At 33.2% G+C, this 18609-nt stretch carries 16 protein-coding genes and 1 pseudogene; 9 read left to right on the top strand and 8 right to left on the bottom strand.

The window, feature by feature from the left end; translation table 11 throughout:
- Window positions 1-104 precede the first annotated feature (104 nt).
- The 3 genes from EVJ46_00880 to EVJ46_00870 are packed head-to-tail and all read left to right on the top strand — an operon-like array spanning window position 105 to window position 2316.
- Entirely contained in the window at window positions 105-1103 is a 999-nt protein-coding gene (locus tag EVJ46_00880) for a succinate dehydrogenase/fumarate reductase iron-sulfur subunit (protein RZD16825.1), read from the top strand.
- A complete protein-coding gene (locus EVJ46_00875) occupies window positions 1096-1986 on the top strand; it encodes a heterodisulfide reductase subunit B (GenBank protein RZD16824.1) in 891 nt (296 codons plus the stop codon). The genes EVJ46_00880 and EVJ46_00875 overlap by 8 nt, the downstream gene beginning before the upstream one ends.
- Before the next feature lie 33 nt (window positions 1987-2019).
- Complete coding sequence (locus EVJ46_00870) at window positions 2020-2316, top strand: hypothetical protein (GenBank protein ID RZD16823.1); 297 nt, start codon at window positions 2020-2022, stop codon at window positions 2314-2316.
- Between the two features lie 186 nt (window positions 2317-2502).
- Here the strand turns inward: EVJ46_00870 and EVJ46_00865 are convergent, their stop codons facing one another.
- Genes EVJ46_00865 through EVJ46_00850 form a run of 4 tightly spaced genes read right to left on the bottom strand, consistent with a single transcriptional unit; the run spans window position 2503 to window position 6279 of the window.
- Complete coding sequence (locus EVJ46_00865; GenBank protein RZD16822.1) at window positions 2503-3849, bottom strand: ribosome biogenesis GTPase Der; 1347 nt, start codon at window positions 3847-3849, stop codon at window positions 2503-2505.
- 17 nt (window positions 3850-3866) lie between these two features.
- Entirely contained in the window at window positions 3867-4670 is an 804-nt protein-coding gene (gene rnc, locus EVJ46_00860; protein RZD16821.1) for a ribonuclease III, read from the bottom strand.
- A 54-nt stretch (window positions 4671-4724) separates the two neighbouring features.
- A complete protein-coding gene (gene mnmA, locus EVJ46_00855) occupies window positions 4725-5954 on the bottom strand; it encodes a tRNA 2-thiouridine(34) synthase MnmA (protein ID RZD16820.1) in 1230 nt (409 codons plus the stop codon).
- Between the two features lie 4 nt (window positions 5955-5958).
- Window positions 5959-6279 (bottom strand): hypothetical protein, encoded by a 321-nt coding sequence (locus EVJ46_00850; GenBank protein RZD16819.1) that lies wholly within the window; start codon window positions 6277-6279, stop codon window positions 5959-5961.
- 222 nt (window positions 6280-6501) lie between these two features.
- Between EVJ46_00850 and EVJ46_00845 the strand changes: the two are divergent.
- The 5 genes and pseudogenes from EVJ46_00845 (at window position 6502) to EVJ46_00825 (ending at window position 10969) form a co-directional block, all read left to right on the top strand.
- Window positions 6502-6627: pseudogene (locus EVJ46_00845) on the top strand (type I restriction endonuclease subunit R).
- Window positions 6628-6631: 4 nt separating this feature from the next.
- Window positions 6632-7288 (top strand): serine O-acetyltransferase, encoded by a 657-nt coding sequence (cysE, locus tag EVJ46_00840; GenBank protein ID RZD16818.1) that lies wholly within the window; start codon window positions 6632-6634, stop codon window positions 7286-7288.
- A gap of 47 nt (window positions 7289-7335) precedes the next feature.
- Window positions 7336-7833 carry an Rrf2 family transcriptional regulator gene (locus tag EVJ46_00835; GenBank protein RZD16817.1) on the top strand — a complete coding sequence of 166 codons (498 nt, stop codon included), beginning with the start codon at window positions 7336-7338 and terminating at the stop codon, window positions 7831-7833.
- A gap of 248 nt (window positions 7834-8081) precedes the next feature.
- On the top strand, window positions 8082-9254 hold the full coding sequence (locus EVJ46_00830; protein RZD16816.1) for a cysteine desulfurase: 1173 nt from the start codon (window positions 8082-8084) through the stop codon (window positions 9252-9254).
- A 200-nt stretch (window positions 9255-9454) separates the two neighbouring features.
- Window positions 9455-10969 (top strand): MiaB/RimO family radical SAM methylthiotransferase, encoded by a 1515-nt coding sequence (locus EVJ46_00825; GenBank protein ID RZD16815.1) that lies wholly within the window; start codon window positions 9455-9457, stop codon window positions 10967-10969.
- Window positions 10970-11285: 316 nt separating this feature from the next.
- Here EVJ46_00825 and EVJ46_00820 read toward each other — a convergent pair whose 3' ends face one another.
- The 4 genes from EVJ46_00820 to EVJ46_00805 form a co-directional block, all read right to left on the bottom strand.
- Window positions 11286-12506, bottom strand: coding sequence for an FtsX-like permease family protein (locus tag EVJ46_00820; protein ID RZD16814.1), 1221 nt, complete (start codon window positions 12504-12506; stop codon window positions 11286-11288).
- A 288-nt stretch (window positions 12507-12794) separates the two neighbouring features.
- Window positions 12795-13490, bottom strand: coding sequence for an ABC transporter ATP-binding protein (locus EVJ46_00815; protein RZD16813.1), 696 nt, complete (start codon window positions 13488-13490; stop codon window positions 12795-12797).
- Between the two features lie 135 nt (window positions 13491-13625).
- Window positions 13626-14828, bottom strand: a complete 1203-nt coding sequence (locus EVJ46_00810) for an efflux RND transporter periplasmic adaptor subunit (protein ID RZD16812.1) — start codon at window positions 14826-14828, stop codon at window positions 13626-13628.
- A 238-nt stretch (window positions 14829-15066) separates the two neighbouring features.
- A complete protein-coding gene (locus EVJ46_00805) occupies window positions 15067-16632 on the bottom strand; it encodes a TolC family protein (protein ID RZD16811.1) in 1566 nt (521 codons plus the stop codon).
- Window positions 16633-17043: 411 nt separating this feature from the next.
- Between EVJ46_00805 and rimO the strand changes: the two genes are divergently transcribed.
- The gene (gene rimO, locus EVJ46_00800; GenBank protein ID RZD16810.1) at window positions 17044-18570 is read left to right on the top strand and encodes a 30S ribosomal protein S12 methylthiotransferase RimO; all 1527 of its coding nucleotides are present in this window, start codon (window positions 17044-17046) and stop codon (window positions 18568-18570) included.
- The last annotated feature ends 39 nt before the right edge of the window (window positions 18571-18609 follow it).

Raw genomic sequence — 18609 nt, 5'->3', positions numbered from 1 at the left:
CGTAAAAAATTATGGATACGCAGACATAGCTTGCGTCATCTAATATAATAACATAGATACTAATCGATACTAATCGGAGATTATAGCTTAAGGAGTCGCAAATAATGGAGTTCACAGTTAAAAGTTATAGATTTAATCCTGAGATTGACGAAAAGCCGTATTATAAGGAATATGTACTTAATGATTTTCCGGGTATGACGGTTTTAAACGCGTTAATGAAGGTTAAGGCGGAGATTGACGGAACGTTAAGTTTCAGGAGGTCATGCAGAAGCGCTATTTGCGGTTCATGCGCAATGAAAATAAACGGTATTACCAAACTTGCGTGCAAAACGCAGGTAAGCGCAGAAATTGAAAAATTCGGCGTCATAAAAGTGGACCCTCTTGGTAATATGCCTATAATAAGAGACCTCATAGTTGACCAGGAAACCTTTTTTGATAAAATTAAAGAAATTAAGCCATATCTGCTTGGTAAAACAGACCATATAGACGATGATTTCAAAGCATTGAAAGAAGGCGAAAAAATCAAACAGCCTGTATATTATAAAACTGAGTTTCAAAATTTAACGGGAAACAACGATACCCCCAATTGTATATTGTGCGAATGCTGCTATTCTGAATGCGGAGGCGTTGTAGCAAATTCAAAATATTTAGGACCTGCCGCTCTTGCTAAATTATACAGATATAGCGAAGACCCGAGAGATAATGATAAAAACGGTTCTCGGCTTGTGAACGGGTCAAAACCGGCAGGAATGTTTGACTGCGTTCATTGTCAAGCATGCGAGGAATTCTGCCCTAAAGGAATTTCGCCCGTTAAAGTGATTGTCAGAATGCACGAAAAAGCTATTAAAAACTCCATAACTTTTTCTAAAGGCGCAAAACATATTATCGGAATTGCAAGGTCTATTCAGGAAACGGGAAGACTTGATGAAATCAAAGTAGCGGTAGATTCAGTCGGTATATCGGGTATTTTAAACGACCTGCCTGTTGCTATAGGCGCCGGACTTAAAGGCAAGATGCCTCCTCTCAGACTTAAACTTATAAAAGATATGGAAGATATCAGAGTGGCCTTTAAAGACTTAAATCTGGAGGAAAAACATGATTAATTACGCATACTATCCCGGCTGCGTTGCGCAGGAAAGCGGAAAAGAGTTAGATAACTCTACAAGGTTTATTGCAAAAAAACTTGGCATTAATTTAATTGATATGCCTGAGGCGTCCTGTTGCGGCGGAGGCGTAGTAGATGGATTTGACCATAATTTAAAATTATATATCAATGGAAGAACGTTAGCTTTGGCTGAAAAGTTAGGATATGATATTTTAACCGTGTGTAATACCTGTACTTTAACATTAAGCGAAGTCAATGAAGAACTTATAAATAATCCTGAATCCTTAGAAAAAACGAATGCATATCTTTCCAAGATAGGGCTTAAATATAGCGGTACTGTTAAAGTTAAGCATTTGCTTTACATAATCAGGGATGAAATAGGATTGGATAAACTGAAACAAGCCGTTACCTATACTTTAGACGGTGTTAAAGTAGCTCCTTTTTACGGATGTCACATATTGAGACCAAGCAGCGTTGTCAAGTTTGACGATGTTGAAAACCCGTCGGGATTTGAAGAATTGATAAAGGCTTTAGGCGCTGAGCCTGTTTCTTATATAAGAAGAACTAAATGCTGCGGATTTCAGACTATACTCGTTAACGAGGTTACTTCCACTTCTTTGGCAGGAAATGCTATTTATGAGGCGCAGCAAAACAAGGCAGATGTCATGGTTACGCCGTGCCCTTTATGCCATCTGAGTTTAGACACATATCAAGGTGTGGCGGCTATGAATATAAACAAGAAATTATCGCTTCCGGTATTACATCTGCCGCAGCTGATAGGTGTTGCGCTTGGCGGCAGCTATGCGGAAATGGGTTTTTCAAGACATAATATTTCTTTCAGAGCGGTAATGTCTAAAATTAAACAAAATAAATTAAAATAAATTATATAAAAATTAAAAGGAAGGAAAATAGATATGTCTGAAAGTATAGATTTAATCCTAAAAGCGTTAAAGGGATTTTCGATTATCGCGCAAGAAAAATTAGACGATTATGTTGATATTTCCGACGAAGAAAGTAAAGAATCGGCAGAACAAATCATCGATATAGTTACGCATGAATCTTCCATTATTTTGCACGGGCTAAAAGAAAAGGTATCGGATATACTTTTAGACGAAATGAACTTTGCCACTACTTACGATATTGATGAATTAACTAAAAAAATTCAAAAATTGGAAGCTAAAATTGACGAATTGAGTAAGAAAATAAAATAAGCAGCAATAACATATTTTTTTAATGCAGTTTATTAAGCGGCGCTTTTTTTACCAAAAATTCCTTTTATGATTAGTTTACCGGTTTCATATATTTTGGTTTATTAAGCGGCGCTTTTCTTTTATTAAAAATTTAGGTAAGAAAAGCCAAACTTCTATTGTTTTTGATAATTTCTGTTGTTTTTGGTATTATTTTTGATAATTTTTATATTCGATTAAGACCTCAACATTTGATTTTATTTTAAAATATGTTTTAATTGTATTTCTTATAAACTTTATATCTTTCATGCTAAAGATTTTCCCCTTATTGTCCGTAAAAAAAATAAAAGTAGGCATAAAGATTTCATCCGTATTTTTCTGCACTCCATATGCAATATGTTTAAATATATTTCCTTTCAGCAAATTATTTTTTTGAACAGATATAAATTCGTTTATATCTGAAGTTTTTATTTTTATATTTTTAGAACCGTATATTTCAATGCAGGTATCTATTATTTTGTATATATTTTTATTTTCTTTTGACGAAATAAAAATATAGTGCGAATCGGCGAATTCTTTCAGATTTAATTCTATTTCATTTTTTATATCCTGAATTGTATTGCTTTCCGAATCAATGTTAACAATGTCCCATTTTGTGAAGGCGATTAAAAACTGTTTTTTTTCTACCGTAACCAATTTCAGCAGGGACAAATCATCATGGGTTAAGCCGTGCTGTATATCTATAAATACGCATACTATGTCCGCCCTCTCAATTGAAGAAATTGTCTGTTTTTGAAAATTTGCGGAATTAAAATCAAGTTTTGATTTTTTTCTGATGCCGGCGGTGTCTATTAAAATTATTTTTTTACATTTATAATTAAATACAGAATCTATAGAATCCCTTGTCGTGCCAGGTTTATCGCCGGTTTGTATCAGATTATCTTTTAATACGGTATTGATATAAGTCGATTTACCGCTGTTAGGTTTACCGACTATTGCAATTTTGATAGTTTCATTAATATTTTTATCTTTTTTGCATTTGAGATTAGAAGATTTAAATTCTTCAACGATTGATTCAAGTACATCGTCAATACCTATTGAATTTTCGGCGCTAAGAGCGAATTTATTTTCTATCCCTATTTTTCCGAATTCCGACAGGGCATTTTCAACATTTTTTATAGAATCAACTTTATTAATCAATAAAAAAACATTAACTCCGTATTTAATAAAATTCCGGTAGATTTCAATATCTTCGGGAATAAGCCCAGCTTTGTAGTCCACTACAAGCAGAAAAAGGTCAACCTTTTCCGCGTATTTAAACACCATATTTATTATTTGTTTTTCTAATTCGTTAGCGGGGTGCAGATTGAAACCGCCTGAATCAGCGAGCAGGAAATCAATATTCATATAAGATATTTCTTTTGTGTTGACATCAATAGTCGTTCCGGCAATATCGGAAGTATGGGCAGTTTTCGCACCTATTAGTTTATTAAAAATGGTGGATTTGCCGACGTTGGGTCTTCCTATAAGCATTGTCATGAATTTATTTTTGTTCATATTATTTTACTAATTCCTTATTTATTATTTTCTTCTGATAACCGGTCTAATGCGGCTAAGGCGGCAGATTGTTCAGCCTGCTTTTTTGTTTCGCCTTTGCCGTAGCCGTAAATTTTATTATTGATTTTTACGCATACCGAAAATATACTCTTGTGGTCCGGACCCTCTTTGTTTAAAACAAAATATTTTGGTACGATGTTATGTTTTTTCTGGATTAGTTCTTGCAATGCCGATTTGTGATCGGTTGCAATATCTGCATTTTTATTGTCAACATTTACAAGACTTGAGAAATAGCTGCTGTATTTTAAATGATTTAACAGTACCGTCTTTGCCGTATTGTATGAAGAATCTAAAAAAATAGCCCCTGCAACAGATTCATATACATTGCCTATTATTCTTTTTTTGTTTCTGCCTCCGGTAAGAAGTTCACCTTTTTCCATAATAATATAATCGTTGATTGTTAATTTTCCGGCTATTTCAGCCAGATTATCCAAACTTATCAGAATTGCTTTTAATTTTGATAATTCACCTTCATTGTACAACGAAAAGTATTTATATAGCACCTCTGAATAAATTGTATTTATTACAGAATCTCCAAGAAATTCCAGCCGTTCATAATTTATTTCATTATTAAACGACTTATGGATTAATGACGTAATTAAATATATTTTATTTTTAAATGTATAGCCTATAAGTTTTTCAATAGTATTAATCTGGTTTATATCTAACAGAGCGGTTATATTCTGTGATGTTTCGCTATCGGTAATCAGCGCATCGTCGTTCATTTCAATAAGTTTTTCCGTTTTATTAGATTTTATCATACTTTTAATAATTATACCTGATTATATTAATTATAGTAAATTATGCGAAAAAAACTATGTCCCTATTATTCCGATTATTCCGCCGCCTATAACTTTCATACCGCTGTATAAAACTGCCGATTGTCCCGGGGTTATGAATTTGACAGGTTCTTTAAATGTAATTTTTATCCTATCCGTAATGTTAGCTGTTTTTGGTATTTCATGATTTATAATTTCCGCAAAGCATTCGTAATTTAAAGAAGAATATCTTATTTTTGCCGTCAAGTTTAATTTTGAAAGCATATTTTTATATCCGTCATCTATAAAATTAAAGTCATTTATATAAAGTTCCGAACCGAAGCATTCATTTATATCTCCAACAAATATATCTTTTGCAGCGGAATCTATTTTAATTACATATAAGGGGCGGACAGACGATATTCCCAGCCTTTTTCTCTGCCCCACGGTATATTGAAATATTCCGTTATGTTTTCCGAGGATTTCGCCGGACATATTTCTAATATAGCCGCTATAGCCGCTATCGGTTTCATGAAGGTTATATTCATTATTGCCATCGCTGCCGTTGTTGCTGTCATTACTGTCATTATTGCCATCGCTGCCATTTTTATTGAAGTATTTCAATTGATTTAATATAAATTTATGATAATTCCCATCCGGTATGAAACAGATTTCAACGCTGTCTTTCTTTTTTGAAATTTCATTAAATCCATTTTCCAGCGCTATTTTTCTAATATCGGATTTATGTAGATTGCCCACGGGGAAGATTAGTCTGCTTAGTAATTTTTGATTTAAATTATATAAAACGTACGACTGGTCTTTTAAAGGGTCTTTTGCTTTTATGAGATTAAATCCGCCGTTTAATTTTTTTGTTATCCTTGCGTAATGTCCGGTCGCCAGATAATCAGCGCCAAGCTGAGCTGCTCTTTTCAGTAAAATATCAAATTTTAAAATTTTATTGCACAATATGCATGGATTTGGTGTTTTTCCTTCAAGATATTCTTTAGTGAATTTATCAATGACATTTTTTTTAAATTCATCTTCAAGATTTATAACAAAATGCGGTATGCCTAATTTTACGCAAACTCTTTTTGCGTCAATTAAGTCTGACACGGAGCAGCAGCTTTTCTCAGCCGGTTCTTTATTGTTCAAATCTCCGATAAGACGCATTGAGAGCCCTATTACATTAAACCCTCTATTTTTCAATATAATAGCGCTAACAGAACTGTCCACGCCTCCGGACATGGCAACGGCGACGGTTTTTTTAATATTTTTTATATATAGCACGCTATCAACTCAGACATTGTTCAATAATTTCGTCAAATTTAAGAATATCGGGTTGAATTTCTTCATATGATATTGCCCCTGCTCCATTCATAGCAGATACTAAATCTTCTCCTGAAACATAAATTGTATTGGATGGTTCTATGAGTTTCCCGTTGACTATAACGCATGGAGCATCAGGGTCATCGGCGTTTCTATAAATTTCAGGTATAATGTTTATTGTAACATTTTTATAATAATTCATCATAAGCCATACTATAGAAGTGTACATCCTGCACCTTCCGTGAGGCGGATTTTTAGTAATAATTTTAACTATAACTTTCTCCATTTTTTCTTTCTCTCCTAATTTTTTAGTATTATGGTTCTTTTGTATTCTTTTCGAGCTTTCACTTAATATATATAAGATGATGTTTTGCCTGACTTATTTATAATCATATTTAAAAATGATATAAAATTTGTTATATTAGTATAACTGTGCAATAATACAATGATATAATCGTAGTATGTCAGTTTGATTTTTTCATTATATAACATAATTCTAATAATTCAAAAAAAAATTATTAAAATTATTAAAATTATTAAAATTATTAAAATTATTAGAATTATCAAAATTATTAAAATTATTAGAATTATCAAAATTATCAATATCGTTAAAACCGTTAAGAAATATATATAGCTTAATGTTTAAAATTATAAAAGAAGATATCGATTCAGTATTTGAAAGGGACCCTGCGGCAAGGAGCACTTTAGAAGTTTTGCTTTGCTATCCCGGGCTTCATGCTATCTATTTTCATAAAATATCGCATTTTTTATGGATTCATAACGTTAAATTGCCGGCAAGGCTGATATCGCAATTTGCAAGATTTGTTACCGGCATAGAAATTCATCCTGGAGCTAAAATAGGCAGAAGGTTTTTTATAGACCACGGCATGGGAGTGGTAATAGGCGAAACGGCTGAAATAGGCAATGACGTTACAATATATCACGGGGTTACGCTGGGAGGAATAAGCTGGAAAAAAGAAAAAAGGCACCCGACCATTGAAGATAATGTTATGATAGGAGCAGGAGCAAAGATATTAGGTCCGTTTACGGTAGGTCATGACAGCAAAATAGGTTCCAATTCTGTTGTTGTCAGCGGCGTTCCGCCTCACTCTACGGTGGCGGGAGTTCCTGCTAAATCTATCAAGAGAGACGAATCTGAAGTTCATGACCATGTTGACCTTGAACATCATAAACTTTTTGACCCCAATTATTATGAGATTGAAACATTAAAACAAAGAATTACAGAACTGGAAAATAAAATAAAAAATATGGATACAAATTCAAAAGTTAAATAATTCAAAGTTAAATAATTCAGATGCTAAATAATTCAAACTGACAAAATATGAGATTATCTTCCAGGGGTCAATATGCGGTGAGAGCTATTATCGACCTTGCATACAATTCAAAGAATAATAGCGTGCCTATCAGTTTAAAAGATATTGCTAAGCGCGAATCTATATCTTTAACATATTTAGAGCAGATTTTTTTTACGTTGAAAAAGGCAGGAATAGTTAAAAGCCTGAGAGGTCCCGGCGGCGGCTACCTCCTTAATCAGGATCCGTCAAAAATATTTATAGGCGATCTTATTGCTTCGGTTGAACCCATTGATATCATCAGCTGCGTCAGCAAAGAACATAATAAAAAAGGATGCGAAAGGCAATCTATATGTTTGGCTTTTGATATGTGGAATTCCATATCTTCAAAAATTATAGAGTTCCTTAATTCAATTTCTATTGCAGATGTCATATCGGAGTATAATATTAAGAATAATTATAATATTAAAAACAATGACCTGCAGGAGACTTTAGAAAATGCCGATAAAAATTGTAATAAATCGTAAATAATTACAATATAATATATAAATAATATATAACTCTTTATAAAGCATAATAAATTATCGACAACTGCCTTGGAGCTGCATACTTTAGCCAGCTGTAGTGTAGAGATATTAACTTTAACTGCATGGAAATAAGGCAATAAAGTTTTTTTGTATTATATTTATTTGCAATTTAGGTAAATTGCAAATAAAACATACAAGTAAAACGTAAGTAAATTATAAAATAAAAAATAAATTTAAACATAACAATAATGCCAAGAATTTATTTAGACTATAACGCTACAACGCCCTTAGACCCGGATGTCTTGGAAGACGTGTGCAATGTTTTAAAAAATATTTCAGGAAATCCTTCCAGTCTTTATGAAGAAGGGAGGGCTGCAAGAATTTTAATAGAAGATTCAAGGCAATTTATTAAATTGTTTTTAGATGCCAATTTTGAAGATGAATTGATTTTTACATCTTCAGGAACAGAATCTATTAATCTTGCTATTGTAGGATATATTAATCGTCTCATGTCTGTCAATAAAGATAAAGACAGAAAACTGCATATTATCACGACGGCGGTAGAGCACCATGCAGTCTTAAATACCTTTCAATTTTTAGAAACTCAGGGTATTGAAACCACTTATATAGGCATTAATAATTTCGGCGAGCTTCTCATTGACGATTTATTGTCGTCAATCAAAGAAAATACTGTTTTGATTTCAATTATGGGTGCAAACAATGAAACAGGGACAATATTCCCGTTAAAAAATATTATAAACGAAATAAAAAAAATAAATGAAAATATTGTAATACACAGCGATGTAGTGCAGGTTATCGGAAAACATTATTTTTCCCTGAAAGATACGCCTTTAGATATGTGCAGTTTTTCAGGGCATAAATTTTATGCTATGAAAGGCAATGGCGTGCTGTATATTAAAAAGGGCATTAAAATTGACCCTATAATACACGGGGGACATCAGGAACGCGGCTATAGGGGCGGTACGGAAAACACTGCAGGCATAGTTTCTATTGCAAAGGCTTTAGAAATAGTTAAAAATAATGCGGAAGAAAATCTTAAAAAAATAAATTTTTTGGGTTCTATGTTTTTAGATAAATTATTCTCTGCCGTAGATAATGTCAGATTAAACGGTCATCCTGTAAATAGGCTCAAAAATACTATAAACATATCTATCGACGGAATAAAAGCCGAGACGCTTCTATTTAATCTTGACCTTTACGGCATTAGCGCCTCCGCAGGTTCTGCGTGTAATGCCGGCGCATTAGTCAAATCCCACGTTCTTGAAGCTCACGGATACGACGGCGCAAGGGTTCAATCCGCTATAAGATTCAGTATAGGCAGATGGACGACCGAAGACGATATAGAATATGCGGTGAACGCTGTAAAAAAATCCGTGCTTAAATTAAGGTCTCTGCAGTGAATAAGCCGAATATACAACCGGATAATAAAGATATTTTGTTAGTTTCCGAATATTTTAAGGTCTCTGCCTGCAGTACATAAGCCGAATATACAACCGGATAGCAGATAATAGGCAGGAACGGCTTATTGAATATAGGTTATTAAATAAAGTTGATAGCTCAAATATAGTCACAATGGGTCAAATAGGGTTAATAGGTCGTAATGGATGATTTTTTAAATTATTTAGACGGTGAAATATTAAAACTTAAATCTAACGGTAGCGAAGCAAACTGTGCCGTTATCTCTTCAGGCTGCAAATTAAACCAATTCGAGGCAGGTCAATTTGAATCATTATTAAAAAAACGCGGGTTTAATATTGTAGATGCAGATGCATCTAATATACATAAAATTGACGAACATAAAATACATATACCCCTGTTTCTTATCAATACGTGTTCCGTTACGGAAAAAGCAGATAATGAAACAAAAAGAATGCTCAACAGAATAAAAAATAAATATCCGCTGAGCGCTATTATCCTTACGGGATGTTTTGCCCAGTTAAATAAAGAAACTTACACTAAAGCCGAATATAGAAATTCAGGCATAAAATTAATAGATAACGTCAGCAAACTGAATATTCTGACAAATTATAGCAATGACAAGCATAATAATAATATTGCAGATACAAAGAAAACGCTTATTTCTTCACAAAAAAGAATACGAGCCAATTTAAAAATACAGGAAGGATGCGATATAAAATGTTCATTCTGCATAATACCTGAGGCAAGACCGACGCACTGGTCATTAAAGTTCGGCGAGGTTCTGTCTTCTATAAGGGAATATTATGAAGCCGGATTTAAAGAAATTATTATATCTGGAATGAATATCGGTTCTTACGGCAGTTCAAACGCTCAATCGGAAAAGAATTTTAATTCCCTGTTAATAGCCATAGAAGAGCTGGATATTCCGGTAAAAATAAGAATCAGTTCTATTGACCCTATTCATTTCAATGACGATTTAATAAATATTCTGGCAAATAGTAAAAAAATACAGAACCATTTTCATATTCCGCTGCAGAGCGGTTCAAATAAGATATTGAAAGCAATGAAAAGGAATTATACTTTTGAAGAATATCTGACTATAATAAATAAGATAAATTCAAAAATTAAAGATGCTGCTATAGGTACCGATATCATTTCAGGTTTTCCCGGAGAAACTGAAGAATATTTTGCTGAAACGTTAAATAATCTGAATAAATTGGACATATATTATATGCACATATTTTCTTATTCGGACAGAAAAGGAACAGAAGCGTTTCTTATGGATAGTAAAATTAAAATAAATCCGAAAACAATAAAACAGAGGACTGCAATCTTAAGAGATATTTCATCAAACAAGAAAGATATTTTTCATAAAAAATTTTACGGCAGGACGCTAAATTTTCTAAGTCTCTCAAAGAGTCAGGCAATAAGCTCAAATTATATAAAAGGAAATATAATATACGGCGGCTGCGCAGACGAAAAAATAATAACCGGACAAGATTATTATAAAATAAATGCCGAAGCAAACGGCGGAAAAATTGCCGAAAAAAGACATGATGCAAAACATGATGAAAAACATAGAATGCGGCATACCCAAGAAATCCCGCCAAATACCTTTTTTGAAGGTATACTTATGAAAAAAGACGACTTGAATGTTATAGTCCCATGCCTAAAGACAGGGGCTTCCGCAATTTGAATATTTGGTGAATGGTCGGCACAGCGACGGGGAATGCAATGTTCTGTTCCTGAAAAAAAACCCCGGAATCATAGCATAGCAGTATGGCGAAAATATAGCAAAAATACAAACCTTAATCCTGCAATAGAAAATATTCATGCATTTCTTTGCTTGGTTAAGCAAAATTATAAGGAAAAGGTGTAGAAAAAGGTGTCAGATTTTATTTTTTTTTGCATATGAAGTAGTTCACTTAACAAAGAAAATATTTGCAAAAAAATTAATCTGACACCTTTTCCGAGTAGATAACCTTTCTATTGCAGGATTAACAAAAACGTGTTCACTCGTATCTCAGGGCTTCGACGGGATTCAAATTTGATGCCTTATAAGCGGGGTAAAAGCCGAAAAATACTCCTACAGCCACTGAAAATACAATAGATATAAGAATAGGTTCAATAGTTATTATTGTATGAAGCGGCGAGACAACCGAAATTAAATCGGATATACCCACGCCGAGTCCTATTCCCAGTACTCCTCCGAATAAACTTAAAACTGACGATTCAATCAAAAACTGTTTCAGTATATCGTTCTTTTTTGCCCCTACCGCCATTCTTATACCTATTTCTTTTGTTCTTTCGGTAACGGATACAAGCATAATATTCATAATTCCTATGCCTCCTACCAACAGAGAAACGGCGGCTACGGCTGCCAAAAGTATTGTAAATATCTGAGCGCTTGAGCCTGCCGTCTGGGCAATTTGAGTTAGATTTCTTACATAAAAATCGTTCGGGTTATGAGGGGGGATATGATGCCTTTGTCTTAAAAGGGCGGTAATCTGGCTCTGAGCTAACCCTGTATCTTGTTTAGATTTTGCCGATACCATAATGATATTTACCCATGATATGCCAGCTATTTTTTCCATCATTGTAGTCACCGGTATAACGACTATATCATCCTGGTCCTGACCGAATGCGTTGAATCCTATAGCCTTTAATTCGCCTATAATTTTAAACGGCACATTGTGTATTAAAACGATATGACCGACAGGATTCATAAGACCGAAAAGCTGTGTCGCAACGGTCGTTCCTATTACCGCTACATTTGCGGCGGTATTATCCTGCTGCTTATCAAAAAACTCGCCTTTAGTTACAGGCCAATTTTTTATTACGGGAAATGTCGAACTTGTTCCCATAACGGATGTGCCCCAGTTATTGCCCCTCCATATAACCTGTTCATTCATTCTTATGTTTGCCGCGTCGGTTTTTACGGCAGGCAGTTTCCTTATTGCCTTGGCATCCTGCAAAGTCAAGGTAGACAGTTCTCCGAAACCGGTCTGCACTCCGCCGATATTAGACGAACCGGGAAGAATTATTAAGAGATTAGAGCCGAGAGCGTTAATAGCGTTCTGAATCGAAGCCGATGCGCCCTGACCTATGCTGACCGTGGCAATGACGGATGCAACGCCTATAATTATTCCGAGCGTCGTAAGGAAAGACCTCGCCTTATTTCTGGTAAAAGTTTTAAACGCAGATTGTATATCAAGTAAAATGGGAAATTTCATGATTTTTTTATCATTTTTTTTAATTTAACTACGATAGACGCCAATTATAGCGCATAGCATTGGTGTATATTATTGGCGCATATTATTATTTCATTTATTTTTATTTATATTTTTTATCTGCCGCTATCTATAATATATTTATATTTAAAAAAATATTAAAATATATATAAAATGGTGTCGGTCCATAATTTATATTAATTTACAATTTATTAGGTTAATTAGTTTAATTAGGTTAATTAGTTTAATTAGTTTAAGAAAATTGTGTTTGTCGATAATTTTATCTGATCATCAATTGTCAACAATGTGACCGTCTTTGACTATTATATGTTTTTTTGCGAAAGCGGCTACATCCGGTTCATGCGTAACAAGTATTATTGTGACATTTCTCTCATCGTTTATCTTTTTAAAAAAAGACATAAGCTCGTTGCTTCTCACTGAATCAAGATTGCCTGTCGGTTCGTCCGCCATAATTATCGAAGCGTTGTGAACTATTGCTCTTGCAATGGCGACTCTTTGCTGCTCTCCGCCGGATATCTGGTTTGGGAAATTATTTTCTTTACTTTCGGCAATATCTACCAATCTCAGAGCTTTTTTTGCTTCCATAACGGCTTCTTTATGAGCTACGCCGGCATAAAACAGAGGCAATTCAACATTTTCTATTATAGAAAGTCTTTGAATAAGATTAAAACCCTGAAATACAAAGCCTATTTTTTTATTCCTTATATCAGCCAGACGGTCTTTGCTCAGCGTGGAAACATCCTCATCTTCAAGAAAATATTTTCCGGAAGTAGGCTGGTCTAAACAGCCGAGAATATTCATTAATGTTGATTTTCCGGAACCAGAGGCACCCATAATTGAAAAAAACTCACCTTTATATATAGTTAGATTAATATCTTTCAAAGCCTCGTAATTAATAGCGCCGGTTTTATAAATCATCCCTATATGTTCAAGTCTTATAACCGTTTTGTTTATATTGCCGTCCATTTTTAATGAAAAAATATTTAATTAATTTAGTTTAGTTAATATTTTGCGCATTCTCTTATTTATTTATTTTAATTTTAGTTAATTTTTTTGATTACTATTTTGTTTAATATTTAATTTAATTAAAAAAATGTTTAATTAAAAGAACATTTTTCTTTTTGGTCTTTGAAACTGCTGATTTTGTGAATTGCCCGGCATATTTAATCCTGTAATAACTTCCGAACCTATTTTAATTTTTTTAGAAATTACTTCTGTGTAGCTGTTGTTATTAATACCTAATTTTACAATGACGGGAACCGGTTTGTGTTCCTCTAAAATCCAGACTACGCCCTCGCCTGATTTTAATTCATCGGTAATTTTATTTAGTATATATTTATTTTCGCTTGTTGGAACAAATCTCAATGCCGTATTAGGCACGGCAATCACATCAGATTTTTTCTCAATATAGATTTTAGGTATAGCGGTCATACCGGGTAAAAGTAAATGATTTTTATTGTCAAAAAAAATAGTAACGTTATAGCTTACAACACCAGAAACGGTAGTCGGATTAATTCGCACGTTATGTACATATCCGTAAAATGTTTTATCCGGATACGCATATACCGTGAATGAGACCTTGTCCCCTTTTTTTATCCCTCCGAGGTCTGCTTCATTCGTTGTAGTATCAATTTCCATTTTGCTTATATTTTCGCCAATCGTAAAAAGCGTCGGCGTCTGAAAACTTGATGCGACAGTCTGTCCGACTGCTACCGCAACGTTTATAACAACGCCGTTAACAGGGGAATATATTTTACAGTATGACAGATTTGTTTCATCAATCTTTAGCTGGGATTCGTCGGATGCCTCAATACTTTTTAAATATTTTAGCTGTGCTATGTCTTGAAGATAAACGCTTTTTGCATTTTGTTCGGTTGAATGGGATATTAAATTTTCCGCCCATAATTTTTTATCCCTGATATAGGTTAATCTGTCGTAATTTAATAATGCAATCTGTTTCTGAATATTTGCCTGTGCCGATGATAATGTCGCTTTATCCATATTTACTCTTTCAATAAATGTTGTAGGGTCTATTTCTGCTAAAAGCTGCCCTTTCTTTACTCTGGTGTTATACCAGACGTCAAGTTTGCTGATAAGACCTGAAACTTGAGCTCCTACATTTATTGTGTTAACAGGATTTATCGTGCCGGTCGTCAGTACTGATTTTTGAATAGTTATAGGTTTTATCCTATATAAATTATAAGAATATGACGGCGCGCCTGTTTTTTTTATCAAATATACCGCTAAACCGATAGCTATTATAAGAATAACGATAACTGCGTATAATTTTTTCTTGCTTTTCATCAGAATTTAAATCTCCGTAAATTATAAGTTTATATAAATTATAAGTTGTCCGGTCATAAATAATACATTAATTAATTAATTCATTAAATAAATAGCCAAATCATTTTAAATTTGATAACTCAACTAATTAACTAATTAACAAACTTAGAAACTTAGAAACTTACAAACTAACTAAATTATTTGAACAAACTGTTCAACAAACTTACAAACTAATTAATTAATTAGTTGATTCGATAACTCATTTTAAATAATGATGTATAAGCAGACCGAGGTCTGAATACAGTTTAGCTTTTTCATAAAAATATGTGAATTCCGCATTTATATAATTTGTTTTACTCGTTATGTATTGGGAATTTGCGGTTACAAGCTGCACCATTGAGCCTACCCCTACCTGATAGCTCTTAAGAGCCAGTTTGTACGCCAGTTTTGAAGATACAAAAGATTGGCGCAGAGCCTTTGCCGTCAAATATTGATTAATTATATTGTAGTAATCGTTAGAAACGTCATATATAAGATTATTTTTAACTAACTGTTTATTCCAGATGCTGCTATTTAGCAGAGCTTTTGCGGCTCCTACCTGATTTTCCGTCAAAAATCCGTTAAATATAGGAATATTAACGGCTATACCCGCAGAGTAATTTCTGTCTAAAGGAAAAGATGAATTTTCTCCGGTATAATTAAAACTTGCGCTTAAAGAAGGATAGTAGCCCGAAACAGCCTGCCTTACCGAGGCGTTAGACGATTTAACCGCAAAAGCCGCCTGCTTTAGCTGAGGATTATGTTTCAGTCCTTTTGACAGCAGATTTTTTAATTTTGTTTTAAAAGGTTTAAACGACACAGAATTTACAAAATGGTATCTGACCTTATTTTTACCGTTTTCAGGCGATAATCCAATAGAATTTAAAAGCGCAAGTTTTGCTATTTTTACATTAAAAGTAGAATTTATATAAGATGCTTTAGCCGTTTCCATAGCAGCTTTCGCGGTTTCGGCGTCAAGCAGGTCTCCCGTTCCTACTTTATAAAAAGCATAAGCTGATTTATACTGGATTTCATCATTTTTTAAATTTTCCCTGTCGGCTTCTTCCAACTGCTTATCTTCAAAATATGATTCGAAATCAAATATGACATTGTATAAATCGTTATTAATAGTAAGATTGTATGCATATTTCTGACTCAGCATATTATATTTCGATTGAAGATAATTATAATAGCGCGAACCGAAAGAATATAATTCCAATGTAGCGTTAATGCTCCCGCTGTAATTGTTTACAAAATAATTTTGATTGACGTTATGTATGAGCACCTGGTTCCCGATAGTCTGAGCCTCTCCCGCGTTATTTACATTCATGACGGTTTCTTTGGTGAATCCGGCATTAGCTGAAATTTGAGGATAATATTTATAGGTCGATTCGTTATTTAAATAGACATAGTTAAGATAATTATATTTGCCTGATAATATCCCCGGATAATTTGTCAACGCTAATTTCAGCGCCTGCTTAAGGCTGATATATCTGTTATGTATGTTTGCTATTTTATTTGCAATATTAAACGTTTTTTTAAACGCGGTTTGGGAAACAGGGATAAGATAATTTTCAATATTAATATTGCTTTTGTTATCATAATGTCCGGCAGGAGCATACCCTGTCTTTTTTAAATAACTCGTCTGACCGGCTTTTTTCGGATTATTTAATAATGTACCGGCGTATGAAACGGCAGGAGATAATGCTGAAAAAATTAATATGCCGGTTAAAAAAAAGGAACATAACGTAAAAAATTTGGTATAATTAGACTCTGTTGATTTCATAATATTTTTTAATTATTCTTCTATTTGAATTTCCGATTTTATTCACAATGTTTTATCTGCTGCATTATATGCATTATAGCATATTGAAAGAGCGTATAGTAGGCATAGTATATACCTTAATTCTGCAATAGAAAATATTTTTGCATTTCTTTGCTCGGTTAAGCAAAATAGCAGGAAAAAGTGTCCAGGAAAAGGTGTCAGACACCTTTTCCGAGCAGATAACTTTCTATTGCTAGGATTAAAGATATATGGTGTTATTATAGCGCGGTTTTGTAAACTTAATATAAACAAGTCTTATTTACAATTTATTTTTTTATTTACATTATAAAAATCATAAAATAAAATAAAAACCGATATAAAAAATTCACGATTTCACATTTATTTATATATTGAAATAAAATAAAAATTAATATGAAAAATTTAAAATTTCATCTTATAAGTTTAGGATGCCCGAAAAATCAGGTTGATTCTGAAGATATGTTTACTATTTTAAAAAGAGAGGGGCTTATTTTCAGTCCTGAAGTCTCAGGAAGCGATATATGTATAATAAATACGTGCGGTTTTCTTGAGAAAGCCAGAAAAGAATCTATCGATATAATAGTGGAAACCATAAATCACAAACTTGAAGGCAGCACTAAGCATATAATAGTAACAGGATGTATGGTCAATAACAACAAGGATGTCCTTATAAAAGACTTGCCTGAAGTTGATTATTTTTTATCTACCTTTGACGAAACTGCCATTGCCGATATTGCAAAAAAACTTAACGAAAACGAAAACGAAAACGAAAACGAAAACGCAAGTTCTGAAATAAGTTTAAATACAAATATAACTACAAACACCGGTTCAAATATAATCGCAAATACAAATACAAATATAAATATAAATATAAATACAAATACAAATATAAATATAAATATAAATGCGGCTACCGATAGTAAATTTATAGAAAGAGAGCATTTTAATCTGAAAAGAACGGCTTATTTAAAAATTTCAGAAGGATGCAGCAGGCATTGTTCTTTTTGTGTAATACCTGCAATAAGAGGGGTTTATAAATCCAAAAGCATTGAAGATTTGAAAAAAGAAGCATTATATTTGTCGGAAAACGGCGTTAAAGAATTAATAATAATCTCTCAGGATATCACTTACTACGGCGTTGACTGCAATATTAAAGACGGTCTATATATTTTATTAAAAGAACTGATAAAAGTTAAGAAAATAAAATGGATAAGGCTTATGTATCTTTATCCGGCTCTTATCACCGATAATCTTATATCTCTTATTAAAAATGAAGAAAAGATTCTTAAATATGTCGATATGCCTGTTCAGCACATAAGCGACAATATATTAAAATTGATGAAAAGGTCAACCGATAAAAAAGCTATATTGAGGCTGATTGAAAAATTTAAAACCGAAATTCCGGATATTGCGCTGAGAACATCTCTTATATGCGGTTTTCCCGGAGAAACAGAAGATGATTTTAATGAACTGCTGTTTTTTGTCAAAGAAACAAAGTTTGATAATCTCGGAGTTTTTAAATATTCGGACGAACTGGATGCAGCGTCTTTTAAGCTTAAAAATAAAATAGGCGTAAAATCAAAAAACGAAAGATATAAAACGCTTATGGAGCTGCAAAATTCATTGCTGCCTGAAATATTTGCAAAATATAATGGAAAGCAGTATGAAGCGATTATAGATAACGAGAATAGCGGTAAAAATATAATACGGACAAGAACTTACTTTCAGGCGCCTGATATAGACGGATGCACTTATATTTATTCCGAAAATAAAGGCGGAATAACCGGCGAAATAACCGGCGGAATAACTGATTACGGCGTTATAAAACGTTCCATAAAAAAACATGAAGGAGCCGATTTCTTACAGGTAAAAATTACAAAACAAAAAAATTATGACTTATACGGGATTGATTGCAGTTAAACCAACTTCACCATAATTATCAGCAACAGATTAATATTG

It is taken from the genome of Candidatus Acididesulfobacter guangdongensis (genome assembly GCA_004195045.1).
In the GTDB taxonomy this organism is placed as follows: Bacteria; SZUA-79; SZUA-79; order Acidulodesulfobacterales; family Acidulodesulfobacteraceae; genus Acididesulfobacter; species Acididesulfobacter guangdongensis.
Note: the sequence above shows the minus strand (reverse complement) of the source record. Positions and strands in the feature narration are given on the sequence as shown.